The 25101-nt window shown below is 51.5% G+C and carries 23 protein-coding genes; 6 read left to right on the top strand and 17 right to left on the bottom strand.

Annotated features, from left to right (window positions below):
• The 7 genes from ispD to rlmD form a co-directional block, all read right to left on the bottom strand.
• Positions 1-732: a 2-C-methyl-D-erythritol 4-phosphate cytidylyltransferase gene (gene ispD, locus L2712_RS03525; protein ID WP_033538576.1), complete on the bottom strand. Its 732-nt coding sequence runs from the start codon at positions 730-732 to the stop codon at positions 1-3.
• Positions 733-779: 47 nt separating this feature from the next.
• On the bottom strand, positions 780-1082 hold the full coding sequence (gene ftsB / locus L2712_RS03520; protein WP_033538577.1) for a cell division protein FtsB: 303 nt from the start codon (positions 1080-1082) through the stop codon (positions 780-782).
• A gap of 100 nt (positions 1083-1182) precedes the next feature.
• Positions 1183-2478: a phosphopyruvate hydratase gene (eno, locus tag L2712_RS03515; protein WP_033538578.1), complete on the bottom strand. Its 1296-nt coding sequence runs from the start codon at positions 2476-2478 to the stop codon at positions 1183-1185.
• Between the two features lie 132 nt (positions 2479-2610).
• Positions 2611-4248 carry a CTP synthase gene (gene pyrG, locus L2712_RS03510; RefSeq protein ID WP_033538579.1) on the bottom strand — a complete coding sequence of 546 codons (1638 nt, stop codon included), beginning with the start codon at positions 4246-4248 and terminating at the stop codon, positions 2611-2613.
• Between the two features lie 110 nt (positions 4249-4358).
• Complete coding sequence (mazG, locus tag L2712_RS03505) at positions 4359-5156, bottom strand: nucleoside triphosphate pyrophosphohydrolase (protein WP_248976890.1); 798 nt, start codon at positions 5154-5156, stop codon at positions 4359-4361.
• Between the two features lie 68 nt (positions 5157-5224).
• On the bottom strand, positions 5225-7429 hold the full coding sequence (gene relA, locus L2712_RS03500) for a GTP diphosphokinase (RefSeq protein WP_033538581.1): 2205 nt from the start codon (positions 7427-7429) through the stop codon (positions 5225-5227).
• Positions 7430-7593: 164 nt separating this feature from the next.
• Entirely contained in the window at positions 7594-8928 is a 1335-nt protein-coding gene (gene rlmD / locus L2712_RS03495) for a 23S rRNA (uracil(1939)-C(5))-methyltransferase RlmD (protein ID WP_248976889.1), read from the bottom strand.
• 115 nt (positions 8929-9043) lie between these two features.
• Between rlmD and barA the strand changes: the two genes are divergently transcribed.
• The 6 genes from barA (at position 9044) to L2712_RS03465 (ending at position 16849) form a co-directional block, all read left to right on the top strand.
• A complete protein-coding gene (gene barA, locus L2712_RS03490; protein WP_428848604.1) occupies positions 9044-11827 on the top strand; it encodes a two-component sensor histidine kinase BarA in 2784 nt (927 codons plus the stop codon).
• On the top strand, positions 11820-12422 hold the full coding sequence (locus tag L2712_RS03485) for a YjaG family protein (protein ID WP_033538584.1): 603 nt from the start codon (positions 11820-11822) through the stop codon (positions 12420-12422). Before barA ends, L2712_RS03485 begins: the two co-directional genes overlap by 8 nt.
• Positions 12422-12616 carry a DUF3319 domain-containing protein gene (locus L2712_RS03480; protein ID WP_081953785.1) on the top strand — a complete coding sequence of 65 codons (195 nt, stop codon included), beginning with the start codon at positions 12422-12424 and terminating at the stop codon, positions 12614-12616. Before L2712_RS03485 ends, L2712_RS03480 begins: the two co-directional genes overlap by 1 nt.
• 108 nt (positions 12617-12724) lie before the next feature.
• Positions 12725-13693, top strand: coding sequence for an AEC family transporter (locus L2712_RS03475; RefSeq protein ID WP_248976887.1), 969 nt, complete (start codon positions 12725-12727; stop codon positions 13691-13693).
• An 85-nt stretch (positions 13694-13778) separates the two neighbouring features.
• Positions 13779-15440: a DNA repair protein RecN gene (gene recN, locus L2712_RS03470; protein WP_248976886.1), complete on the top strand. Its 1662-nt coding sequence runs from the start codon at positions 13779-13781 to the stop codon at positions 15438-15440.
• A gap of 194 nt (positions 15441-15634) precedes the next feature.
• Positions 15635-16849: a hypothetical protein gene (locus tag L2712_RS03465; RefSeq protein WP_248976885.1), complete on the top strand. Its 1215-nt coding sequence runs from the start codon at positions 15635-15637 to the stop codon at positions 16847-16849.
• Positions 16850-16918: 69 nt separating this feature from the next.
• Here L2712_RS03465 and L2712_RS03460 read toward each other — a convergent pair whose 3' ends face one another.
• The 10 genes from L2712_RS03460 to glyA all read right to left on the bottom strand — a co-directional run bounded on the left by L2712_RS03460 (position 16919) and on the right by glyA (position 25021).
• Positions 16919-17356 (bottom strand): GFA family protein, encoded by a 438-nt coding sequence (locus tag L2712_RS03460; protein WP_248976884.1) that lies wholly within the window; start codon positions 17354-17356, stop codon positions 16919-16921.
• A gap of 171 nt (positions 17357-17527) precedes the next feature.
• On the bottom strand, positions 17528-18022 hold the full coding sequence (locus tag L2712_RS03455; protein WP_088905127.1) for a phosphatidylglycerophosphatase A family protein: 495 nt from the start codon (positions 18020-18022) through the stop codon (positions 17528-17530).
• Between the two features lie 2 nt (positions 18023-18024).
• The gene (gene thiL, locus L2712_RS03450; protein ID WP_248976883.1) at positions 18025-18981 is read right to left on the bottom strand and encodes a thiamine-phosphate kinase; all 957 of its coding nucleotides are present in this window, start codon (positions 18979-18981) and stop codon (positions 18025-18027) included.
• A 111-nt stretch (positions 18982-19092) separates the two neighbouring features.
• Complete coding sequence (gene nusB / locus L2712_RS03445; protein ID WP_033538590.1) at positions 19093-19497, bottom strand: transcription antitermination factor NusB; 405 nt, start codon at positions 19495-19497, stop codon at positions 19093-19095.
• A gap of 14 nt (positions 19498-19511) precedes the next feature.
• Positions 19512-19988 (bottom strand): 6,7-dimethyl-8-ribityllumazine synthase, encoded by a 477-nt coding sequence (ribH, locus tag L2712_RS03440; RefSeq protein WP_033538591.1) that lies wholly within the window; start codon positions 19986-19988, stop codon positions 19512-19514.
• Between the two features lie 123 nt (positions 19989-20111).
• The gene (ribBA, locus tag L2712_RS03435; protein ID WP_033538592.1) at positions 20112-21215 is read right to left on the bottom strand and encodes a bifunctional 3,4-dihydroxy-2-butanone-4-phosphate synthase/GTP cyclohydrolase II; all 1104 of its coding nucleotides are present in this window, start codon (positions 21213-21215) and stop codon (positions 20112-20114) included.
• A gap of 82 nt (positions 21216-21297) precedes the next feature.
• The gene (locus L2712_RS03430) at positions 21298-21963 is read right to left on the bottom strand and encodes a riboflavin synthase (RefSeq protein ID WP_088905129.1); all 666 of its coding nucleotides are present in this window, start codon (positions 21961-21963) and stop codon (positions 21298-21300) included.
• A 2-nt stretch (positions 21964-21965) separates the two neighbouring features.
• Positions 21966-23117, bottom strand: a complete 1152-nt coding sequence (gene ribD, locus L2712_RS03425; RefSeq protein ID WP_248976882.1) for a bifunctional diaminohydroxyphosphoribosylaminopyrimidine deaminase/5-amino-6-(5-phosphoribosylamino)uracil reductase RibD — start codon at positions 23115-23117, stop codon at positions 21966-21968.
• A gap of 54 nt (positions 23118-23171) precedes the next feature.
• Positions 23172-23642: a transcriptional regulator NrdR gene (gene nrdR, locus L2712_RS03420; protein ID WP_033538595.1), complete on the bottom strand. Its 471-nt coding sequence runs from the start codon at positions 23640-23642 to the stop codon at positions 23172-23174.
• A 125-nt stretch (positions 23643-23767) separates the two neighbouring features.
• Positions 23768-25021, bottom strand: a complete 1254-nt coding sequence (glyA, locus tag L2712_RS03415) for a serine hydroxymethyltransferase (RefSeq protein WP_033538596.1) — start codon at positions 25019-25021, stop codon at positions 23768-23770.
• Between the last annotated feature and the right edge of the window lie 80 nt (positions 25022-25101).

The raw sequence follows: 25101 nt of genomic DNA, 5'->3' as shown, positions 1-25101 counted from the left end.
TCAGTCACCTTTAGTTGAATCTGGGTCATCTGCCTGGGCCGCCTGTAGAAACAGTGCAGCCAATTGCAAATCGTCTGGATGGGTTACCTTAATGTTGTCAAAGCGGCCACTTACCAGTAGTGGCTGACCACCAGCCCACTCCATCGCCGAGGCCTCATCGGTAATAGCCACTCCAGACGCCAGTGCCTGGGCAAGATTTTGTCGCAAAGACACCACAGGAAACAACTGCGGGGTCAGAGCATGCCAAAGGTTTTCTCGGCAAACCGTATTCGCTATCTTGCCATCGGCCGTTGAGCGCTTCATGGTGTCTCGCACTGGCATGGCTAAGATGGCGCCCTGGTGCTTACCAGCTTCGGTTTCACAGGCGGCGATCAGCTTATCGATATCGGCATGACTTAGACAGGGACGAGCCGCGTCGTGAACGAGCGCCCAGGCAGAATCTGGCGCCACATTGAGCGCGCTCAGCACAGAATCGGCACGCTCTTTACCGCCCACGACAGTCATGAGTTTGGGATGCGTTGCCTGAGTCAGCTTGGCAAAATGAGTATCTTCTGGGCTCAGGGCTAGGATCACCTGCGTTATACGCGGATGTTCCAATAGGCGATCTAGGGTATGCGCCAGAATAGCTTGATGATTTAACATCAAATACTGCTTAGGGATCTCAGCGCCCATGCGCGCACCAATACCGGCGGCGGGAACGATGGCAACGAGATCTTTGATGGAACTTGTCATTGATTTGAACTCATGTCAGGTTTCAAGGCCATGGCGGGAGCCATTACCTACTGCTCGCCTATCTCGGCTTTACGCTGAGGCTCGCCCACTACACGAAAGAAAGTTTCGCCCTGTTTAACCATACCCAGCTCATTACGAGCCCGCTCTTCAAGGGCCTCAGTGCCGCGACGAAGATCGAGGATCTCTTCTTTGAGTACCTGATTGCGTTCGATTAATTTGGCGTTGCTCTCACGCTGCAACTGGATCTGTTCTTGCAGCTGAAAAGATTCGGGTAAACTATTTTGCCCCCACCAGAGTCGATACTGGAGCAGGCCAAGCAGCGCAAACATGGCGATAAGAAGTCGCTTCATCCTTAATGGGCTTTATCTCTGTTAAAAGGCTGAACTGATATTACAACAAAAAAGGCCACCAAGTGGTGGCCTTTTACCAATTTAACCGCAAAAAACTCGGTTATGCTTGGCCTTTAATCTCGCTACGACCCTTATATGGCGCTTTTTCACCTAACTGCTCTTCGATACGTAGCAGTTGGTTGTACTTAGCCACACGGTCACTACGACACAGTGAACCAGTCTTGATTTGACCCGCTGCAGTCGCTACCGCAAGATCCGCGATAGTCGCATCTTCGGTCTCACCACTACGGTGAGAGATAACCACTGTGTAACCTGCGTCTTTCGCCATGCGAATTGCCGCTAAGGTTTCAGTCAGAGAACCGATTTGGTTGAACTTGATCAGAATAGAGTTAGCGATCTTGTTCTCGATACCACGGCTTAGGATCTTAGTGTTGGTAACAAACAGGTCATCACCGACCAGCTGGATCTTGTCGCCAAGGATTTGTGTCTGGTATGCCCAGCCATCCCAATCTGACTCGTCCAAACCATCTTCGATAGACACGATTGGGTACTCTTCGGTCAGTGACTTAAGGAAGTCAGAGAAGCCGTTTGAGTCAAATACCTTACCCTCGCCAGATAGATCATACTGACCATCTTTATAGAACTCAGATGCTGCACAATCAAGAGCCAGAGTTACATCTTCACCCAGCTTGTAACCTGCTTTTTCTACCGCAATCTTAATCACAGCCAAAGCATCGGCGTTAGACGCTAAGTTAGGCGCAAAACCACCTTCATCACCCACAGCAGTGTTAAGACCCTTCTCTTGCAGAACCTTCTTCAGGTTGTGGAAGATTTCGGCGCCCATGCGCAGTGCTTCACGGAAGCTCTTAGCACCAACAGGCTGAACCATGAACTCTTGGATATCAACGTTGTTGTCGGCGTGCTCACCACCGTTAAGGATGTTCATCATAGGCACAGGCATAGAGTACTGGCCAGGAGTACCGTTTAGCTCGGCGATGTGTGCATACAAAGGCATACCTTTAAAAGCAGCAGCGGCTTTAGCAGCAGCCAGAGACACGGCCAGGATAGCGTTAGCGCCTAGCTTGTCTTTGTTCTCAGTGCCATCCAGGTCGATCATGATCTGATCCAGCTCGGCCTGCGCCGTTGCATCTTTACCCATTAGGGCGTCACGGATCTGGCCGTTGATGTTAGCGACAGCAGTCAATACACCTTTACCCATGTAACGGCTCTTGTCACCGTCACGCAGTTCTAGTGCTTCACGGCTACCGGTAGAGGCACCCGATGGCGCAGCAGCCATACCAACAAAACCACCATCTAGATGTACTTCCGCTTCAACCGTTGGGTTACCGCGTGAATCCATGATCTCGCGACCAATGACATTGATAATTTTAGCCATAATTTCCTCGACTTTAAGTTTAAGATTTAAGTTTAAAAAGTTAATGCAAAACTAAAATTCTTATCGCTAAATTTACATCATCTGAAACAAAAAAGCCGCCTCCGAGAGTCGGAAGCGGCCCTTGTATATAGATTAGCCTAAATCGCGTTTTTGGTACGCTACGGCTGCAGCAACAAAACCTTGGAACAATGGCTGACCATCGCGAGGTGTTGATGTAAATTCAGGGTGGAACTGACCCGCCACAAACCAAGGGTGGTTAGGGAGTTCAATCATTTCAACCAGCTGACGATCTGTTGACAGACCGCTAAATACCAAGCCAGCTTTCTCTAAACGTTCTCTGTATGTGTTGTTCACTTCGTAACGGTGACGGTGACGCTCTACACAGGTTAGGCCCTTGTAGGCTTCGGCCGCCTTAGTACCTTCGATCAGATGACACAGCTGTGCGCCTAGACGCATGGTGCCACCGAGATCTGATTCTTCATGACGTTGCTCGATATTACCTTGTTCGTCAATCCATTCTGTGATCAAGCCCACAACTGGATACGGCGTGTCTTTGTTGAACTCGGTTGAATGCGCATTTTCTAAACCAGCCACGTGGCGAGCGAATTCAATCAGTGCCACTTGCATACCTAGACAGATACCGAAATAAGGTAGGTTATTTTCACGGGCATACTGAGCCGCCATGATCTTACCTTCGACGCCGCGCTCACCAAAGCCGCCCGGTACCAGGATACCGTCAAGGCCTTCCAGTACTTCTGTGCCTTTGGCTTCGATATTTTGTGAATCGATATACTTAATGTTCACCGATACGCGGTTGAATAGGCCGGCATGTTTTAGTGCTTCGTTAACCGACTTATAGGCATCTGGCAGTTCGGTGTACTTGCCCACCATACCAATAGTGACTTCGCCTGTTGGGTTGGCTTCTTGGTAGATAACGTTTTCCCACTCAGACAGATCGGCTTCTTTACAGTCAAGACCGAAACGCTTGGTGACCAGATCATCCAAACCTTGCGCCTTCAGCAGTGCAGGGATCTTGTAGATACTATCGACATCTTTCAGTGAAATCACCGCACGCTCTTCAACGTTACAGAAAAGCGAAATCTTCGCCTTCTCGTTAGATGGAATCGCGCGATCACCACGGCAAACCAATACGTCTGGTGCGATACCGATAGAACGCAGCTCCTTCACAGAGTGCTGTGTCGGCTTAGTTTTAACTTCGCCCGCCGCGCCAAGGAAAGGCACCAGGGTCAAATGCATAAATAGGGTACGATCACGGCCTAGTTCTACACCCAACTGACGAATTGACTCAAGGAAAGGCAATGACTCGATATCACCAACGGTACCGCCAATCTCAACGATCGCCACGTCGTGCCCTTCTCCGCCCTCAAGCACTTTCTCTTTAATTGCATTGGTAATATGTGGGATCACCTGAATGGTGGCGCCCAGATAGTCGCCACGACGCTCTTTGCGCAGCACTTCTTCGTAGATACGACCCGTGGTGAAGTTGTTACGACGATTCATCTTAGTACGGATGAAACGCTCGTAATGACCCAAGTCGAGGTCAGTTTCAGCCCCATCTTCAGTCACGAATACTTCACCGTGCTGAGTTGGGCTCATGGTACCTGGATCCAAGTTAATATAAGGATCCAACTTCATAATGGTTACATTAAGGCCTCTAGCCTCTAAAATTGCCGCCAATGATGCTGCTGCAATGCCTTTACCTAGTGATGAAACCACGCCACCAGTAACGAAGATATACCTTGTAGTCATGCTGAACCTGAGAAAATGAGTTGGAAATATGTGCTTGTATGAAAGCACTAGGACGGGGCGTTATTATACCAAAGCCCATCGGTTTCGACAAATAGGTAACGGCAACTATTTTAGTCTTTTAGGGGATCATTTCGCTTGACTTGCTCCCAATAAGCGTCCAGTTCAGCGAGCGTATGCTCCTGCATCGATCTATCCGACTGGGCAGCCAAGGCCTCGACGCCGCGAAAGCGATGCTCAAATTTATGGGTTGCCCGGCGCAGCGCCTGCTCAGGATCCAGCTTAAGATGCCTTGCCAGATTCACTACGGCAAACAGCAGATCCCCGAGCTCATCTTCCATCTTGTCTCTATCCTGGGCAGCAACCTCGACCATTACTTCGTCGATCTCCTCATGGATCTTGGCCACCACAGGCGCTAAATCATTCCAATCGAACCCGACCGTCGCTACTCTTCGCTGCACCTTGGCCGCGCGGGAAAGGGCCGGCAGGGCTTTGGGAATATCATCGAGCACTGAATGCAGTGAGCGACCGGCACGTTCTTTGGCTTTGATGCTCTCCCAGGTTTCGCGTACCGTCTCACTAGAGGCCTGGTTCATCTCGCCAAACACATGGGGATGACGCTCGGTGAGCTTAGTGCAGATCTTTTCCACCACCTGCTCAAAATCGAACCGCCCCTGCTCCTTACCCAGCTGACAATAGAAGATCACCTGAAACAGTAGATCCCCAAGCTCCCCCGGCAGCTCATCGAGAGCGCCGCGCTCTATGGTGTCGGCCACCTCGAAGGCTTCCTCCAAGGTAAAAGGCACTATGGTCTGATAGCTCTGCGCCTTATCCCAGGGGCAACCGGTCTCTGGGTCTCGAAGCCGCTCCATGATGGTCAGCAGCTGCTGGATATCGGATTTACTCTGCATCGTCTTCCCTATCAAAAAGGCGACCTAGGCCGCCTCTTAGTTTATCGTTTCAGCGATTAGCGAATGGCTTAAAGACGTCTCGCCTCGATAACGCCGCTCACCTGAGACAGCTTGGCGATAACTCGCGACAAGCCCTCGAGATTATACAGCTCAAGCTCCAGCTCGATGGCGGCGGTCTGGGTCTTCACATCGGAAGATGAACTCATGGCCAGTACGTTCGATTTCTCGGCCGCTAACACTGAGGTAAGGTCCCTGAGCAGACCGCTGCGATCATTGGCCAATACCTTAAGCTTTAATTTATAACCACCAGAATAGTTCTCGCCCCAGACCACATCGACGCTGCGCTCTGGATGCACTCGCATCAGCTCTTTGACCTGCTCACAATCGGCCCTATGCACAGAGATCCCCCTACCCTTAGTGATAAAACCAAAGATCTCATCCCCAGGCACAGGCTGACAGCATTTTGCGATATGACTAAGCAGGTTACCGACACCATTAACCTCAACCTGGCCTTTGCCTTTTCCGGTTGAGCGCGCCTGATTCTTCTTCAGCAGATCTTCAAGGGCTTCCTCTTCAGACACCTCATTGATGCGCATCCGGCTCTGAACATGGTTAACCACCTGATTAAGCCTGACATCACCACCGCCGATTCCGGCCAGCAGATCATCCATGCCCACCATGTTGAAACGTTCCACCGCGCTTTGGGCATCTTTGAGAGTCAGGCCTGAGCGCGCCAGCTCGGTCTCGAGCATCTCGCGGCCGGCGACAATATTCTTGTCTCTGTCTTGCTGCTTAAACCAATGCTGAATCTTAGAGCGGGTGCGCGAGGTCTTGATATAGCCTAGGTTAGGGTTCAGCCAATCCCGCTTAGGGTTGGGATGCTTAGAGGTAATGATCTCCACCCGCTCACCGGTTTCCACCTGATAGGTAAAGGGGACGATACGACCATCGACCTTGGCACCAATACACTTATGCCCCACCTGAGAGTGAATATAGTAGGCAAAATCGAGCACGGTTGAGCCCATAGGCAGATCCACTACGTCACCGTTAGGGGTGAAGACATAGACCCTGTCCTCAAACACCTGGCTGCGGACTTCATCCACCAAATTGCCACTCTCGGCCACATCTTCCTGCCACTGCAGGATCTTACGCAGCCAATTGATCTTCTCTTCGTAGCCGCTCTGCTTACCCGTGGTGCCCTCTTTATATTTCCAGTGAGCAGCTACCCCAAGCTCGGCATCTTCATGCATCTGCTCGGTACGGATCTGTATCTCTACCGTCTTGCCCTCTGGGCCCACCACTATGGTATGAATAGATTGATAACCGTTAGGCTTAGGGTTAGCAACATAATCATCGAATTCGCGCGGGATATGATGCCAAAGGGTGTGCACCACACCTAAAGCGCCATAGCAGTCTTGTAAGCGCTCGGTGACGATACGCACGGCGCGCACATCAAACAGCTCATCGAAGGTGAGATCTTTGCCGCGCATCTTCTTCCAAATACTATAGATATGCTTAGGTCTGCCATAGACCTTGGCGCGGATCTGCTCCTCATCCAGCCGCTGCTGCAGCTGGTTAACGAAATTCTCGATATAGATCTCACGATCCACCCGCTTGCCATCAAGCTGCTTGGCAATATCCTTGTAGACCTCAGGGTGCAGATAGCGAAACGAGATATCTTCCAGTTCCCATTTGAGCTGACCTATCCCCAGACGGTTGGCTAGCGGCGCATAGATATCGGCGATCTCACGGGCCAACAGCACCCGAGTCTCCTCGTCGGCATTTTTCACTTCCCGCAGCAAACAGATACGTTCGGCCAGCTTGATCACCACGGCGCGGACATCTTCCACCATGGCCAGCAGCATCTTCCGAATGTTATCGATTTGAGGTTCGGCGTTGCGGCTCTGCTCATTGACCTTTAGCGCACCTATGGCATCCATGGTCACTACGCTGTTCACTAAGGTAGTTAACTTGTCGCCAAACAGCTCAAGCATCTGCTCCTCAGTCAGCAGGCCGGCATCAAACACCACGAAGATCACTGCCGCTTGTAGGGTTTCGATATCCATGTTGAGTGGGGCTAGGATCTCGATCAACTCGCGGGCACGACCGATCAGCAGGGTATCGTTAGCATCATGTTTCGCCACCAAATCCTCGACCTGTTTGATCAGAGCGAGTAAGGTGCTGGCCTCTTCGGCGTCACTCAGATAACGATTAACCCATTCGGTTAATTGAAAATCTGTGTCTTTAAAATGTGCTTCTCTAACAGATACCATCTACTGCATGTCCTTTATAACTTAAGTTATTGCCCCTAAATTGCTCGACCTGTTCTGTCATCCTGAAAGTGTCACATGACATAGCCAATACCGAACCCACTATCTTGGGGATTCCCCCGCCAATGTCAATTGATATGCGTCGACTATTTGGCCGCTTAATCGAGTTATTTATCCAACTCAAACAATGCCATGGCCTCGATATGATGAGTCTGGGGAAACATATCGATAAGCCCGAGACGGCTCAGTACATATCCCTGTGCCAGTAGCGGCTCACAATCTCTGGCCAGGCTCACTGGGTTACAGGAGATATAGACAATCGCCTTGGGCTTCATCTTCTTTAACCATTGTAGACTCTCAAAGGCGCCGGCTCTTGCGGGATCCAGCAATAACTTATCAATCCGCCCAAGCCAGGCCGCATTAGAGAGATCGGCACTCAAGTCGGCATGGTAAAACTCGGTGCCTTCGACACCGCTCGCCTCGGCATTGCGTTTAGCCTGGGTAACCATAGCCTCGACTCCTTCGACCCCCACTAGCTTAGCGCCAGCCTTGGCCAGCGGCAGGGTAAAGTTACCCACGCCGCAGAAAAGGTCGAGCACCCGCTCGCCCGGCTCGACTTGGAGCCAGTCGATCGCCTGAGTGATCATCTGCTGATTGATCTCGCCATTGACCTGAATAAAGTTACCCGGCGAGAAGCCAAGCTGACTTCCATCATTCAGGCGGTAATAAGGTAAACCCGATTCACCAGTTACAGTCTCTAACTGACCATCGTCGTCCAGCAGGGTGACGCTGACCTGATGGGCCTGTCCAAAGGCGATTAACAGCGCCTTATCCTTATCATTTAGCGCAGTAGTGATACGCACCACCACACCATCGCCCGAGTCCACCGACAAGAGCTCCACATGACCCAGAGTGCGTTTGCCACTGAGTTGATTCAGACAAAGGTTTAAAGGTTGCAGCAGATCCGATAGCGACTTAGCCAGCACAGGGCAAGCATCGATATTGACCACATCGCTACTGGCCAAGGCGCGAAAGCCTAAATTGAGCTGCTTGCTATCTCGCTGATATTGCGTTGCCATACGAGCGCGGCGGCGATAATGCCAGCCCTCACCCGACAGCGGCGCACTGATATGCTGGGCCTGGGTACGCCCCATCTTCTCAATAAGATTCACCAGGGCAGCTTGCTTGGCATCACGCTGTGAATCCAGCGCCAGATGCTGCAGGTCGCAGCCGCCGCAGCGACCATAATAGGGACAGTTGGGCTCGATACGCGCAGTGCTTGCGCTCTCAACCTTTATGAGCTTGGCTTTGGCGTGACGCTTCTTCTGTTCTGTTATCTGCGCCGTCACTCTCTCACCGGGCAAGGCACCAGGAATAAAGACAATTTTTCCCTCGCCATCTGCTATCCCTGCCCCCAGATGGTCGAGCTGGGTAACATCGAAACTTTGCTTGGCGAGAGTTCGCTGAGTTTTTCGGGGTTTAGCTTTATAAAATTGTGCCATCTAGGCCTCTAAAACAATAAAAATACTAGTAAAGACTGCACAAAGTCTGGCAGTCTAATGTAACCTATAACCAACGCAGACGAATAAAACCAACTCCATGAATAGTGCAGATAATATGACTAAATACAGCCTGAGAGCCTGGGTTCTCGTGCTGGCATTAGCGCCCACTATTTTGGTTGGTATTTTGCTTGGCAGCTATTTTACCATAAATCGTTTCTATGAACTGGAAGAAAGCTTAATCGAAAGGGGCAGCAATATCATCGAGCCCCTGGCCATTTCCGCTGAAATTGGCCTGGAAACCAAAAATTTCGAAACCACCAAACGCCTGATCACCTCGGTGCAACTCAACAAGTCTAATCTGGTGCAGTTTATCGCCATTTTCGACACCAACAACCGGGTAATAGTGACCTCGCACCACTATAAAAATCATGAGTTTATGCGCTATAACGAGCCCATAGATTCGTTGCAGACCACAGCGATTGAACCCTTTGGCGACAGCATCATTATGCGCAGTCCCATCTTCTCCAGCCAGCGCGAGCTCTTGGTCAGCCCCTACGACAGCAACACCATGGCCCAGCAAGTTAACTCTGCCAAGCTTGGCTATATTGCCGTGTTGCTCAACAAAGAAAACGCTCTGCTGGAACAGCACAGAGCAGCCGTAGCCGCCTTCATCATAGTGCTGATCGGCGTACAGCTGAACCTACTGTTTACCTTCCGCCTGGTAAAAAACGTCACTCACCCCATCACTGAAATGGTGCGCGTAGTGGCCAAGATCCGTGAGGGCAAGCTAGACACAAGGGTCGATGGCAACCTAATCGGTGAGTTGGATCTGCTCAAACGTGGTATCAATGCCATGGCAAGCTCCCTGTCGGAATACCATGAGGAGATGCAGCAAAATATTGACCAGGCGACCTCAGATCTGCGGGAAACCCTAGAGCAGATTGAGATCCAAAACGTCGAGCTGGATCTGGCCAAAAAGCGCGCCCTCGAGGCCAGCCGTATCAAGTCTGAGTTCTTAGCCAACATGTCCCACGAACTACGTACGCCGCTCAACGGAGTGATAGGTTTTGCCAAACAGCTGCTCAAAACGCCACTGCATGCCAGTCAGCAGGACTATATTAAGACCATAGAAAAGAGCGCGACTAACCTGCTGGGGATCATCAACGACATTCTCGACTTCTCCAAGTTGGAAGCGGGCAAGATGGAACTGGAGAACATGCCTTTTGCCCTACGCGAGGTGATTGACGATACCATCTCTCTGCTGGCCAATAGCGCCAAGGACAAAGACCTCGAACTCGTGGTCGACATAGAACCTAGCATCAACGATAACGTCTCGGGTGACGCCCTGCGGGTTAGCCAGGTGATCACTAATCTGGTGGGTAATGCCATCAAGTTCACCGACAGCGGCAGCGTTCACCTTAAGATACGCCTCACCAGTGAGGAGCCGGAAAAGATCAATATTCGCTGTGAAGTGACAGATACAGGTATAGGCATAGACAAACTGCATCAGGCCCAGCTATTCCAGGCATTTGGTCAGGCTGACTCCTCTATCTCGCGCCGTTTTGGCGGCACGGGTCTTGGTCTCATCATCACCAAGCGACTGATCAATCGTATGGGTGGCCAGATTGGTTGTATCTCGGCACCGGATAAAGGCTCCACCTTCTGGTTCACACTGCCACTTAAGTTAAGCCAATACCCTATTAGTCAGGCGCTGGAAACCGACAAGCTTATCGATAAGACAGTATTGTTATTCGAGCCACGCAAGCTTTCACGCAAGGTACACGAAAACTTACTGCAGCATTGGGGGATGCAGAGTGTCAGCATCACCACGCCCGAGGACTTGGCCCGTATTGCCGGTGAAGAGGAACGTCACTTCGACTACGCCATCATCAGCTGCAACGATCTGGCCAGCAGCCCAGAACTGCTAGAGGTACTCAACAAGATTGCCCAAATCAGCGACTACACCCTCTATATATGTAGTAGCAGCGATAGCGCCACCAAGATGAACCTTATCCAGCCAAACGTCGACAAGGTGATGCAGGCGCCTGTAGGCGAGCGCGCCCTGGCCGTGACCCTAATTAATCCCCACCGCGCTCAATATGAAGCCATGCCCTTTAAAGAAGCGGTGAAGGCAAGCCAGGTTCGTGAGCCCATGAGCGTGTTGGCGGTGGATGATAATCCGGCCAACCTGAAACTCATTGATACCCTGCTCAAGGAGCTGGTCACCAAAGTGACTGTGGCCAACAACGGCCAGGCGGCGGTAGAGCTTGCTAAGGCAAAGAGCTTCGATCTTATCTTTATGGATATTCAGATGCCCGGCACAGACGGATTTAGCGCCACCAAGCAGATACGCGAGTATTCGCTCAACCGCAATACTCCCATAGTGGCGGTGACTGCCCACGCGATTGCCGAAGAACGAGAACGTATCGACCAGAGCGGTATGGACGGCTACCTGCCAAAGCCTATTGACGAGGCCGCGCTTAAAAGCGTGATCAGCCGCTGGAAGACAAGGCCTCAGTTTACCCACTTCGATCAGCACACCCTTAATTGGGAACTCTGCCTGACCCAGGCCAACCAGAAAACCAGTCTGGCACTAGAGATGTTGCAGATGCTGATCGATTCGCTGCCCGAAACCAGAGAGAATATCTCAACCGCCTTGGAACATCAGGACAGTGAGGCGATGATAGCCCATGTTCATAAGCTCCACGGCGCCAGCTGCTATTGCGGCGTACCTACCACTCAGCGGCTCTGTCGAGAGATTGAACAGTCACTCAAGCAAAATGCCGGTGTCGATCTGGTCGAGCCGGAAATACTTGAGTTACTTGACGAGCTTTCTAAGGTAGAATCTGCCGCAAATCAAGTAATAGCCCAGTTATCTATGGATGTGATCGATGAGTAATAAACCCGGTTTTTTTAAACGCCTTAAGGCCCTCGAACTGGAGCAGAAGAAGCTCTTCGCCATCGCCCTGTGTCAGCGCATGTATCCCAACTATCAGTTGTTTAGCGAAGTGTGCGAATTTGGCGATCCTCAAGTGCTAGACACCCTGCTTAACCTGCTGTGGCAATCTATGTACGATCAAAAGCTTAAGCTCAATATCGAACTCTACCTGGAGCGTCTGGATCTCAACACGCCTGAGCCTGCCGATTTCGATGTTTATGGCGTCTACCCGGCCATGGATGCCGCCGTTGCCCTAACCTCCTTGCTAAGCGCCATTCAAAGCAAGGTAGAAGACGATATCACCAATATCAGCAAACTCTCCTCAAGTACCGTAGCCAACTACATCGAGGCAACAGTCGATGAGGAGATGGATGAAGAAGCGCTGGATGAGTTCATCTTCAATCATGAGGTGATGCAGGAAGAGAAAACCCTGCAGGCATCATTACTGGAAATCATCGAAGAAAATCCTAAAATCACTGCCGACTTCGTCAAGGCACTGCGCAAAGAGATAGTGCAGTCAGGCGTTTCCAACATAGGGATCTCCGTGGGTGCGTGATGCGCAAACTTATCTACCAAGGATTTGTGCTCACTAACCCGGATGGGTTAACTAATACCTGGTGTCTGACTATCGGGGAGCAGCGACGCGTCGGCTCCCTATTTGAACTCAGACGCCAGATCCATTTCTATCAGGAACTTGGCATCTTACCGCCACCCAAGCCTCTACAAAGGCGACCAGGCCCCCAGCATTAGACTTTCGCGTTATAGGGACTCGCCAGGCTAAGTGTTAACCTTAAGGTCAGTATTAAGCTAAAGCGGATATTCCCCCCGCTAGACTCACGCCAAGGAAGCAGCCTGTCTATGTTACCCACTCTCTCGCCACTGATAGTGGTGTTCGGCATCATGATCACCGGCTTTATAGTACAGAAAGCCCGGCTACTGCCCGAGGGCAGCGACAATGTGCTCAACCAATATGTGTACTACATCGCCTTTCCCGCGATCATGATGATAGTGCTGGCCGAAACCCCAATTGAAGCGATCACTAACTGGGGCTTTATCGGCGGCTACAGTCTGGCGATGGCCGTTATCTATCTGATCACCGGCTTATTTTCCCTCTGGATGCAGCCCAAAGACAAACCCTTAGCCGCCATTCGCGCCCTCAACACTACCTTTGGCAACACCTCGTTTATCGGTATACCGCTGATGATGATGCTATTTCCCGGCGACCAACTGGCCCTGGCCGCCGCTGCGCTGGCCAGTCTATTGTCGGTTACGGTATTTGCCATTGTACTGGCCCAGCTGGCGCTGTTTCAGGGACAAACCGACAGTGCGCTGAAGACAGTGTTCTTCGCCCTGATCCAAAACCCCATCATATTGGGTAGTTTAGCGGGGGTTGCTTTATCGGCGGCCCACATAGAGCTGTATCGCCCCATCGCCGATATCATCAGGCAGTTTGGTATGACTTCTAGCCCCTGCGCTCTGTTTGCCATCGGCATGGTGCTGTGTAAAGCCAATCAAGGAAGCCGCAACGCTGCAGGAAGCCAGTCGCGCATTGTCGAACTGACTATGCTTAACCTAAGCAAACTCCTACTGCAGCCCCTGCTGGCCTATCTACTGCTCAGCGCCCTTGGCATCTCAGGGCCACTACTGCAGATGGGAGTGCTCTTGGCGGCGCTGCCCACCGCCGCCAGCGTCTATCTGCTGGCACACAGGTTTAACGTGGGCGCCACCAGTAGCGCACAAACCATCAGTCTGGGGATAGTCATTAGCTTTATCACCATTCCCTTACTGCACCACTGGTTACTCTATGGCGGTGAAAATCTATTTTGACGGGTAAAAAGCACACAGGTATTTACTGTATAAAAAATCAGTATATACTGTGCATGAATACAGTACTTTGTAAAAGGATGTCATCATGCTTTGTCAGCTCAGCATCAATAACTTTGCCATTGTCCGCTTTTTAGAACTCGACTTTAAGTCCGGTATGACCAGCATTACCGGTGAAACTGGCGCAGGTAAATCCATCGCCATCGATGCCTTAGGGCTTTGCCTGGGTAACCGCGCCGATGCCAACACAGTCAGACCGGGCGCCACCAAGGCAGAAGTCAGTGCTCGCTTCGCCCTCAACGATATCCCATTGGCCAGACGTTGGTTAGAAGACAATGATCTTGAGCTTGACGACGAATGCATACTGCGCCGCACCATTGGCAGCGATGGACGCTCACGCGCCTACATCAATGGTAATCCAGTGCCTCTTAATCAGATGCGCGCCTTAGGCCAGCTGCTTATCGGCATCCACGGCCAACATGCTCATCACGCTATGTTAAAGAGTGAGCATCAACTTACCCTGCTCGACAGTTACGCCAACCATAAGATGCTGCTCGAAGCCTGCAGCTCCAGCTACCAGCGCTTTAAGCTGATCCAAAAGGAGCTGAGCCAACTGCAGCAGTCGCAACATGAGCGCATCGCCCGCAAACAACTACTGCAATATCAGGTTGAAGAGCTGAACGAATTCGCCCTGGGCGAAGAAGAGTTTGACGAAATAGAGGCCGAGCATAAGAAACTCGCCAACGGCACAGCGCTGATCCAGGCCTGTCAGCGCACCCTTTACCTCTTGCAGGATAGCGAAGAGGGCGCTATCGAATCTTTGCTCAACATGAGCCTAGATCAAGCCCAGGAGCTCGAAGGTTACGATCCTGAGCTTAAAGGGGTGGGTAACATGCTCAATGACGCCTTGATCCAGGTTCAGGAGAGCAGCAGCGAACTACAACGTTACTTAGATAGATTGGAGCTGGACCCAGATCATTTTGCCGCCCTGGAGCAGCGCCTATCGAAAATCATGATGCTGGCACGTAAGCACCATGTAAGCCCCAAAGATCTCTATCAGCACCATCAGGCACTGAGCCAGGAGCTGAGCGAACTGGACTCGGATGAAGAGAAACTCGATGAGATCGCTCAGCAGCTTGAAAGTTGCCGCGAGAGCTTTATCGCTCATGCCCAAAAACTCAGCCAGAGCCGCCAGCGTTACGCCAAGGAGCTAGACAAGCAGGTAACCCGCTCGATTCACGAACTCAGCATGCCCAAGGGCAAGTTTGTCATCGACGTGCAGTTTAACCCCGAAATGATGTCGCCCAACGGCTGCGACACGGTGGAGTTTCAGGTAACCACTAACCCTGGGCAGCCGCTGCAGCCCATCGCCAAAGTGGCCTCGGGCGGCGAGTTGTCTCGTATCGGTCTGGGTATTCAGGTGATCACCGCCAAGAAGGTAGCGACGCCAACACTTATATTTGATGAGGTCGATGTGGGGATCTCAGGTCCTACCGCCGCCGTGGTCGGCAAGATGCTGCGCAGCTTGGGCGAATCGACTCAGGTGCTCTGTGTGACTCACCTGCCCCAAGTCGCCGGTAATGGTCACCAACATATGTTCGTCAACAAACAGAGCAAGGCAGGTCAAACCGAGACCTCTATGGTGCCACTAGACAAGCACCAACGTATCGAAGAGTTGGCTCGCCTGCTGGGCGGCGATGTCATCACCAACAACACCCTGGCCAATGCCAAAGAGTTACTACAGGGCTAAGCCCGTAAGATCAAAAAATTGGCCACCATTAGGCTGGTTAGCAAGCAAAGCGCGGCAATATTCTAGCCGCGCTTTTTTATTTGTGTCCGATAGGAGGTCTCGCCAACGCACAGCTATTTGCACAAAAAAAGCTGACTCTGATAGACTGAGTTGCTCTACTGTCGATACGGCATCGAACACCACAAGGATTTGAAATGCGTCATTTTTTCCATGCTTTGAAATGGATCTTATTCACCCTACTGCTCATTCCCGTCGGCGGCTATCTCATCTTACTCTTGGTCAATCTGCAAGATAGCGAGCCATCAGCACAGGCCAGCGCCTTCCTTGAGCAGGTGAACGCCGAAGAGACCGCCTTGAGTCAGCATCTTGAAAACAACCCCTATCTTTATGCCATGGGTTTCGATGCGCCGAAAGATGATGACCCAATGGCTCTCGGGCTTAAACGCTATCAAGCGCTCAAACAGTTGGATGTGATGCAGCAGCCCGAAAAGGCCTTTCCCCATCCCTTTGAGCTGCCTAAGTCAATACTTCCGACTTGTCGCAGTCAAGAAGGTTATCTGAGCGAATGTATAAACTTACTCACCGAATCAAACGAACTACAACTCACTATTAAAGACTATGCCTGGTTGATTGAGCGTTACCGTACTCTAATCTCCCTTAGGCACTGGCAAGATGACACGCACTTTAACCTGTTTATCAATCCAATCCCCGGAGCCCGCCTTATAGCAGCGCAGCATCTATATATCCTCAATAGCTTTCTGAAAAACCGCCACGAACCTAGCATGTTTCTGGCGGATATAGATCAGGATATGCGATTCTGGCTGCAGGCATCTACACAAATAAACTTGCTCCACAACAAACTCATGGCCATCTCGATACTCCAACAAAACATGAAGCTGGGTGAAGCGCTCATCGAACAGATGAATAGAGAGAGCGAAGACTATTTGTTGCCCAGCCTTTGGCAACGGCCTATGCCCAAGGGCGTCTTATCCCTTGAACGCGTCAAGAGAGGTGAATGGCATTACTTTACCAAAATATCTAAGGCTGCCTCTGGCGTTGACGACAAGGCAGACATCACCACTCAAATAGTCGAGGCACTCCTGATGCCACTGATGCAGCCACAGGATACCGCCAACCGCTACGCGGATATCTTAATTGGCAAGACAAGCATCAAGCAGTGCCCCAATGAACTCTCGCTATCGACTCTAATTGGGTACGCTTACAATCCCATGGGGAAATTTATCCTCTGCTCCAGCGTGCCACCATTTGAGGGTTACCAGGCCCGCACTAATAACCTGGAATCACAGCGCCAGGAGCTTATTAGACGCTTAACCGCTAACCCTGCCAATTCAGCTGAGATGGAAACTGAGGTTAGTGAAGACGCTAGGCAGAACTCGCCAGAAGAATAAGCCTTCTGATTCGATCTTCGTCTTACTCTCATCCCCTGACATATATCAGGGGATCTTTAACGCATAAGTTTATTCCGGTATGCAATCGAAACCGGGCACAGCTAATAGATCCTGACCCCAGGTTGCTCGCTCGGCCATAAAAAGCTTTGCTGTCGGCGCAATAGGCACCTCGACATCCAGACAACCAGCTGGGACCACAATCAGATTTAACGCCTCCAGCCGGTAAGGCATAGGCGAGCCACACACCTTACAGAAACAACGGCTATGCCGACTGTTCGCCAGTTGAAAATGTTGAACTAACGCCTCCCCTCGCCGCCAGCTGAGGGCTAAATGATTGGAAAACAGATTGGCTCCATGAAGCGAGCCTGTGCCCTTCTGACAGCGGCTACAGTGACACAAATAAAATGCATCGAAACGACCCACTAAGCTAAAGGCCACGCCGCCACAAAGGCAACTGCCACTGAACTCAACGTCCGACTTGTTTTGATTAGGGCTCTCATCATCCATAACCTGTCTCCTCTTGCCTGACAGCAACTAAAACTGAGCATATATTTATGCCCCACAACAAATCAAATTTTCCCTGCTGTGCTAAAAACAAAAATCCCGATTGTCTTGACACTCTGGTCTTCGACACACGGGATTTAATTTGAACTCAATGACAATTGGGCAAGCCAATCACTATGCAACCAGATAGACAATCCCCTGCAAGCACAAAAACGCAAACACCCCGGCGAGCACATCGTCTATCATAATGCCGATACCGCCATGGACCTTGGCATCCAATACCTTGATAGGCCAAGGCTTGAGGATATCGAAGAAGCGAAATAGCACAAAACCAACTGCCAACCAGGTCCAGCCTGCTGGCGCGGCGATGAGGGTGATAAGCAGCCCTGCCACCTCATCCCAGACAATAGCGCCGTGATCATGCACTCCCATATCTTTAGACGCCCTTTCACAGATGTAGAAACCGGCGAGTACGCAAAGCAGGGTCAGTCCCAGATACCAACTGAGCGGCAGTCCTACCATCAAGAAGTAGAGGGGGAAAGCCGCCAAGGTACCAAAGGTCCCTGGCGCCTTGGCCGCAAGACCTGAGCCAAATCCCAATGCCAAAAAATGAATAGGATTTGCTAACGAAAGTTTTTTAAGAACCGGATCGGTTGACCATAACTGCATGCTTAAAAGTGCTCAAAACCAAAATTTGTCGGTGCGTAAGGCTCGCCATCTTTGATAAGGCGCAGCTTATCACCTGTAGCAATCTGGCCAACTTGGCTAAAGCTCACGCCAGCGTGAGCCAGCGCCGTTTCCAATGCGCCGCGCTGGGCCTCGGGAACGGTAAACAATAGCTCGTAGTCTTCACCACCAGTCAGGGCATAACCCAATGCTTCGGCCTCATCAAGAGACTCGCGCATCTGGGCCGATAAAGGCAAACGATTCACATCCACCACGGCGCCCACCGCCGAACGCTTAAGAATATGACCTATGTCTGAAACAAAGCCATCTGACAGGTCGATGGCGCTTGAGGCCAAGCCCCGTAGCGACTGCCCCGCCAATACCCTAGGGGTGGGGAAATAGTGACGCTGAATAAAGTGCTCCCGCGCCGCGCCCGAAATGGCCAGCTTATCGCCTAAAATAGCCAGTCCGACGGCCGAATCACCCAGCGAACCGGTAACATAGATCCAATCGCCATTCTTGGCACCGCCTCGGGTTAACGCCTTGCCCTCTGGCACCTGACCATTAATCGTGATAGTGATCGACTTAGGGCCGCGAGTGGTATCGCCACCCACTAACGCAACGCCATAATACTCCGCCGCCTCATTAAGCCCCTGGCTAAACTCCTCGAGCCAGCTCTCATCTACCTCGGGCAAGGTAAGCGCGAGCGTCATCCAGGCGGGCTCAGCCCCCATAGAAGCTAAGTCTGACAGGTTAACCGCCAGCGCCTTATAACCCAATGCCTTGGCAGGCATGTCTGCATAAAAGTGCACGTTTTCAACCAAGGTATCACAGGAGATGGCTATCGCCTTGTTTTCGGCAGGCTGGACGAGGGCGCAGTCATCACCAATACCAAGATGAACGTCCCGGCGGGTCTGACCAAGGTTGGCAAAGAAATGATCTATTAGTTTAAACTCTTTCACAGTCTTAAGAACCATAGTAAGGGTTAATCAGCTAGCACACTTTTTGACGAGGGAGGTGTCGAGGCTAAACCTGTACATAAAAAACGGCATCCTGGGACGCCGTTTACTGTATCACTTTTTAGCGACTATCTTGTCGAGAATGCCGTTAACGAACTTGTGACCATCTTCAGCCCCGAAGGCCTTAGCTAGTTCAATCGCCTCGTTAATCGCCACCTTGTAAGGCACATCCTTACGGAAAGTCAGCTCATAGGCAGCAATGCGCAGCACTGCTTTCTCGATAGGCGAAACCTCATCGAATGGGCGCTCGAGGTGAGGGATAATCAACTCATCCAACTGAGCCGATTTAGTCGTGGTGCCTGATAGCAATTCACGGAAATAGCTAACGTCGACACCATCGATCTTCTGCTCGGTGAGAAATTCATGCTCCACATCGGCAACATTATTACCGCTTAGCTGCCATGAATAGATAGCTTGTACCGCTAAACGACGGGCTTTACGGCGCTCTGAAGGTTTCATTTTGGTTCCTAATCTTACAACTGCTGTTCTAGTTCTTGCAGAACATTGACCATCTCTAACAGACCAAGTGCCGCTTCGCCGCCCTTGTTACCTGCTTTAGTCCCAGAACGCTCGATAGCTTGTTCAATGGTATCTGTGGTCAAAACACCGAATGACACAGGAAGATCGAACTCAAGCGCTACCTGAGCCAATCCCTTGTTACATTCGCCTGCAACAAAATCAAAGTGTGGCGTACCACCACGGATCACGGCGCCCAGCGCTATGATGCCGTCAAATTTACCGCTTGCTGCAACACGACGTGCCGCAAGTGGCAGCTCTACGGCACCAGGTACACGAACAACAGTAATGTTGTCATCGGCAACCTGACCGAAGCGCTTCAATGTATCCACCGCGCCTTCTAGCAGACTCTCAACCACAAAGCTGTTAAAACGTGATACCACGATTGCCACTTTGGCATTTTTCGACTCGATATTACCTTGAACTACGTTCATTTATCTTACCTAAATTAGCTTAACAAACCCGGCACGGGAAAAAAGAGGCGGTATAATACCACAGCCTACGGCGTTGATCCCCATGCAATTTATATCAAATAGGTGAAATCCTATCCGTGTGAATTATTCTGCAATATATTCAGTCACTTCTAAACCGAAGCCCGATAGTGAATGATAACGCTTAGGCGAGCTGAGCAGACGCATACTGGTGACACCAACATCGGCCAGGATCTGCGATCCCACACCCACTTGGCGTGAAGTGCCCTGCCACTGAGCTGGCGCTGCCGCCTCGCCCTTATCTTCAGCTTCAAAGGCTTTTACCTTAGCAACCAACTCTTCGTTACTCTGCTGATGGCCAAGTACTACTAGCACGCCGCCTTCTTCAGCAATACGCGCCATGGCTTTTTCCAGCGGCCAGCTGCGCTTCTCATCACGCTCTGAATGCAACAAATCATTAAAAGTGTTTTGCAGATGCACACGCACCAAGGCATTAGGCTGTACTTCGCCCTTCACCAGCACATAGTGCAACTGGTTATCTATGGTGTCGCGGTAGGTGATCATGTCAAACTCACCGAAACGAGTCGGTAGCTTGCACTTGGCCTCACGCACCACTGTGGTTTCTTTGGTGTTACGGTATTCAATCAGGTCCGCAATGGTGCCTATCTTAAGGCCATGCTTCTCGGCAAACACCTCAAGATCTGGGCGACGGGCCATGGTGCCATCTTCGTTAAGGATTTCAACGATCACGGCAGACGGCTCATGACCAGCCAAACGAGCCAGGTCGCAACCGGCCTCGGTATGACCAGCGCGGATCAGTACTCCGCCCTCTTGGGCCATCAGAGGGAAAATATGCCCTGGCTGCACGATATCAGATGGCTTAGCGTCGCGGGCAACCGCCGCCTGAACGGTGACGGCTCTGTCATGGGCAGAGATACCCGTGGTCACACCTTCAGCCGCCTCGATAGACACGGTGAAGTTAGTGGAGAACTGAGCATTGTTGTTAGTTACCATCAGCGGCAGGTTAAGCTGCTCGCAGCGGGCCTTGGTCATGGTCTGACAGATGAGGCCGCGGCCATAGGTGGCCATAAAATTGATCGCCTCGGGCGTCACCAGGTTGGCGGCCATGATCAAATCGCCTTCGTTCTCTCTATCTTCGTCATCCATCAAGATAACCATCTTACCCAGACGGATATCTTCGATAATCGCTTCTATACTGTGTAGTGCCATTGTTAGACCTTGAATTGTTAGACCTTGAAATATTTTTATAGTAGGAGTTATTTAATCTGCTATTGGCTGGGATTGCCAGCGTCTATCTTAAAAAGCCGGAGCGAGCTAACAGATCCATAGTGACTGCTGAGCTTTTGGCTGGATTTTCCTCTGCCGACTGAAAACTTAGCAAGCGCTCCAGATGCCGGGCGATCAGATCCACCTCGATATTGACCCTGTCACCCGCCTTAAGATCGATGAGTGTCGTTTCGCTGGCGGTATGGGGCACTATGGTCAAACGAAAACGCTCACCGTCCACCTCGTTTACTGTCAGGCTGACGCCATCTATGGTGATAGAACCTTTATGGGCGATATAGCGTGCCAATCCCTTGGGCGGGGTCAGCCAGAATTCGATCGCCTTGCCGCGATACTGTCTGTCATCCACGCTAGCCACACCATCGACATGACCACTCACCATATGGCCACCAAGACGCGTTGTGGGGGTAACCGCCTTTTCCAGGTTAACCTTTTGTCCCACCTGATAGTGGGCAAAGCCGGTAAGCGCAACGGTTTCGGCAGAAATATCGGCCACATAGCCATCGGCCATCTGCTCAACCACGGTTAGACACACGCCGTTGGTCGCTATGCTGTCGCCCAGCTTAACGTCACTTAAGTCCAGCTTGCCGCTAGCCACCGTCAGGCGAATATCATCGCCGCGACGTTCAATTTTTCTCAGGCTGCCTACAGCCTCAATGATCCCAGTAAACATGACTAACTACTCTTATCGCTAGGTAAATGATTGTGACTCAATTGAAAGGTAAAACGTCTATCGGCTCCGACGCGCCTTTCATCGCAAAGCTTTAGGGCAGGCAACTGCGCCATCTCAGTATAGTCTGGCAATGCCAATAGATTTCGCCCATGGCCACCTAAGATTTTCGGTGCCTGATACAGCACCAATTCATCGGCAAGCCCTTGTGCCATAAAGGCGCCAGCCAGGGTCGCCCCGGCCTCGACCATCACGCTGTTGACCTGAGTGCCCAGATGTTCCAGCAGCGCGTTTAACGGCACCTGTCCATTATCGCTCGGCAGTTGCAACTGACTCACCTGCTCAGGCCAGGCGCTCACTACGGCGTCAGGATAGGGCTGGCAGCTCACCAGTAGCACGGGCGAATCTGTGTCAAACAGCTTTGGCTTAGCGCCAAGACGCGCGCGGGAATCGAGCACGACTCTCAGTGGTTGACGAATGTCGGCATCGGTTAGTTGCTCACCCAAGCCACCCAGCTCCTGATGGCGAACATTCAGACTTGGGTCATCGGCCAGTACCGTCTCTATGCCGGTCACGACGGCATCAAAACGGGCACGCATACGCTGCACATCACGGCGCGCCTCTGGACCGGTTATCCATTTAGAGACGCCGTTAGAGAGCGCCGTCTTGCCGTCGAGACTCGCCGCCAGCTTGATGCTGACCCAAGGGAGGCCGGTACGCATACGTTTCATGAAACCAGGGTTGAGAGCGGCGGCCTCTTCTTGTTGCAAGCCAACCTCAACCTGAATGCCAGCCTCTTCAAGCATCTTGATGCCACGGCCAGAAACTTGGGGGTTGGGATCGGTTACCGCCACCACGACGCGGGCCACTTGAGCCTTTATCAGCGCCTCGGCGCAGGGCGGTGTTCGCCCATAATGGCTGCAAGGCTCTAGGGTCACATAGGCGGTGGCACCTTTAGCTTTTTCACCTGCCATGCGCAGGGCATGCACCTCGGCGTGGGGACCACCAGCGGCGATATGAAAACCTTCACCCACCAGGGTTTCCCCTTGTACTATCACACAGCCGACATTGGGATTGGGGCTTGTGGTGTATTGCCCCTTGCGGGCCAATTGGATGGCGCGCGCCATCATCTGGGAATCAAATTTGGACCAGGCCATGTGTCGCTCGCCATCTCGTCAGAAAAAGGGGGAAGCCCCAGATACGCATTTGTCCTACTTGGCCGGTTTGGCCTTATCGTTTTGCAACTTGGCAATCGCCTCGCCAAATTCGGACACATCTTCGAAAGCGCGGTATACAGAGGCAAAGCGGATATAAGCCACCTTATCGAGATTCACCAGATGATCCATCATCAGGTTACCTATCATCTTAGAGGTCACCTCACGCTCGCCTGTGGCTCTCAGGGTCGATTTAATCTTGCTCAGGGCCTGCTCTATCTCATCCATGGACACGGGGCGCTTCTCTACCGCCCTCAGCATACCGCCGCGTAACTTATCTTCGTCGAAGGGTTGGCGACTACCGTCTTGTTTAATCACTCTGGGCATCACCAGTTCGGCGCCTTCGAAGGTGGTAAATCTTTCATGGCAAAGCAGACACTCGCGGCGACGACGTACTTGATGACCATCGGCCACCAGACGAGAATCGATCACCTTAGTGTCGGTTGCGCTGCAAAACGGACAATGCATTGAGCCTCCAGCAAATGCTAATCAGTATCTCAGAGAGTTTTCCCTTGCAATAGATACAAAAATGGCCGCTACTAATATTAACATCAGTAGCGGCCATCGAAGTTTACCCGATTTAACCCTTAAGGTTAACCGTAAACAGGGTACTTAGCGCACAATTCAAGCACCTGGTTCTTCACGCGCTCGATAGTGGCTTCATTGCTGATGTCATCAAGAATGTCACAGATCCAGTTAGTCAGCTCAACCGCTTCTGCTTCTTTGAAGCCGCGACGAGTGATGGCTGGAGAACCGATACGCAGACCTGAAGTCACGAAAGGTGAGCGTGGGTCATTAGGTACTGAGTTCTTGTTTACCGTGATGTTGGCACGGCCCAGCGCCGCATCAGCATCTTTGCCTGTGATATCTTTAGCGATCAGATCCAGCAGGAACAAGTGGTTTTCTGTGCCGCCAGATACCACATCGAAACCACGCTCGATGAAGGTGTTAGCCATCGCCTTAGCGTTCACAACGACTTGCTGTTGATATTCCTTGAACTCAGGAGACAGTGCTTCCTTAAAGGCTACCGCCTTACCGGCGATAACGTGCATCAATGGGCCACCCTGACCACCAGGGAATACCGCAGAGTTCAGCTTCTTGTATAGGTCTTCGTCATTCGCCGCAGACAAAATGATACCGCCGCGAGGACCAGCTAGGGTCTTATGGGTAGTAGAAGTTACTACGTGTGCATGTGGCACTGGGTTTGGATAAACACCGGCGGCGATCAGGCCAGCAACGTGGGCCATATCGACAAACAGGTAAGCACCAATCTTGTCGGCGATTTCACGCATACGTGCCCAATCGACGATGCCAGAATAGGCAGAGAAACCACCAATCATCATCTTAGGCTTGTGCTCAAGGGCCAGACGCTCCATCTCATCGTAGTCTATCTTGCCAGACTCGTCGATACCGTAAGGAACGATGTTGTATAGCTTACCAGAGAAGTTAACTGGAGAGCCGTGAGTCAGGTGACCACCGTGAGCCAGGTTCATACCCAGTACGGTATCGCCTGGTTGCAGTAGCGCCATGTAAACTGCGCTGTTGGCTTGTGAGCCGGAGTGAGGCTGAACGTTGGCGTATGTCGCGCCAAACAGTTCCTTGGCACGTTCGATGGCCAGGTTTTCAACGATGTCAACATGCTCACAACCGCCATAGTAACGCTTGCCAGGATAGCCTTCGGCGTACTTGTTGGTCAGCTGAGAACCTTGAGCCTCCATCACGCGAGGAGAAGTGTAGTTCTCCGAAGCGATAAGCTCGATGTGCTCTTCTTGACGACGAGTCTCTTCCTGGATCGCTTGAAACAGTTGCGGATCAAAGTCAGCGATGTTCATCTCTTTTTTCAGCATTGGTCACTCCAGCTGTGAAAGTCTTATAAGGTAGGGTTGCGCGGTATTCTACAGTGCATTCGATCACAATCCCAGCATTT

This window comes from Shewanella marisflavi (assembly GCF_023283925.1).
Classification (GTDB): domain Bacteria; phylum Pseudomonadota; class Gammaproteobacteria; order Enterobacterales; family Shewanellaceae; genus Shewanella; species Shewanella marisflavi.
This window is presented reverse-complemented; position numbering and strand designations above follow the sequence as displayed.

Excerpts from the sequence above, each read along its gene's own strand:
- ribBA (WP_033538592.1), bottom strand. The coding sequence starts at position 21,215 with ATGGCACTACACAGTATAGAAGCGATTATCGAAGATATCCGTCTGGGT.
- ispD (WP_033538576.1), bottom strand. The coding sequence starts at position 732 with ATGACAAGTTCCATCAAAGATCTCGTTGCCATCGTTCCCGCCGCCGGT.
- rlmD (WP_248976889.1), bottom strand. The coding sequence starts at position 8,928 with ATGGCACAATTTTATAAAGCTAAACCCCGAAAAACTCAGCGAACTCTC.
- L2712_RS03480 (WP_081953785.1), top strand. The coding sequence starts at position 12,422 with ATGCGCAAACTTATCTACCAAGGATTTGTGCTCACTAACCCGGATGGG.
- pyrG (WP_033538579.1), bottom strand. The coding sequence starts at position 4,248 with ATGACTACAAGGTATATCTTCGTTACTGGTGGCGTGGTTTCATCACTA.
- nusB (WP_033538590.1), bottom strand. The coding sequence starts at position 19,497 with ATGAAACCTTCAGAGCGCCGTAAAGCCCGTCGTTTAGCGGTACAAGCT.
- L2712_RS03485 (WP_033538584.1), top strand. The coding sequence starts at position 11,820 with ATGAGTAATAAACCCGGTTTTTTTAAACGCCTTAAGGCCCTCGAACTG.
- ftsB (WP_033538577.1), bottom strand. The coding sequence starts at position 1,082 with ATGAAGCGACTTCTTATCGCCATGTTTGCGCTGCTTGGCCTGCTCCAG.
- L2712_RS03455 (WP_088905127.1), bottom strand. The coding sequence starts at position 18,022 with ATGCAGTTATGGTCAACCGATCCGGTTCTTAAAAAACTTTCGTTAGCA.
- glyA (WP_033538596.1), bottom strand. The coding sequence starts at position 25,021 with ATGCTGAAAAAAGAGATGAACATCGCTGACTTTGATCCGCAACTGTTT.
- ribD (WP_248976882.1), bottom strand. The coding sequence starts at position 23,117 with ATGGCCTGGTCCAAATTTGATTCCCAGATGATGGCGCGCGCCATCCAA.
- ribH (WP_033538591.1), bottom strand. The coding sequence starts at position 19,988 with ATGAACGTAGTTCAAGGTAATATCGAGTCGAAAAATGCCAAAGTGGCA.
- nrdR (WP_033538595.1), bottom strand. The coding sequence starts at position 23,642 with ATGCATTGTCCGTTTTGCAGCGCAACCGACACTAAGGTGATCGATTCT.
- eno (WP_033538578.1), bottom strand. The coding sequence starts at position 2,478 with ATGGCTAAAATTATCAATGTCATTGGTCGCGAGATCATGGATTCACGC.
- L2712_RS03430 (WP_088905129.1), bottom strand. The coding sequence starts at position 21,963 with ATGTTTACTGGGATCATTGAGGCTGTAGGCAGCCTGAGAAAAATTGAA.
- L2712_RS03475 (WP_248976887.1), top strand. The coding sequence starts at position 12,725 with ATGTTACCCACTCTCTCGCCACTGATAGTGGTGTTCGGCATCATGATC.
- recN (WP_248976886.1), top strand. The coding sequence starts at position 13,779 with ATGCTTTGTCAGCTCAGCATCAATAACTTTGCCATTGTCCGCTTTTTA.
- mazG (WP_248976890.1), bottom strand. The coding sequence starts at position 5,156 with ATGCAGAGTAAATCCGATATCCAGCAGCTGCTGACCATCATGGAGCGG.
- barA (WP_428848604.1), top strand. The coding sequence starts at position 9,044 with ATGACTAAATACAGCCTGAGAGCCTGGGTTCTCGTGCTGGCATTAGCG.
- L2712_RS03460 (WP_248976884.1), bottom strand. The coding sequence starts at position 17,356 with ATGGATGATGAGAGCCCTAATCAAAACAAGTCGGACGTTGAGTTCAGT.
- L2712_RS03465 (WP_248976885.1), top strand. The coding sequence starts at position 15,635 with ATGCGTCATTTTTTCCATGCTTTGAAATGGATCTTATTCACCCTACTG.
- relA (WP_033538581.1), bottom strand. The coding sequence starts at position 7,429 with ATGGTATCTGTTAGAGAAGCACATTTTAAAGACACAGATTTTCAATTA.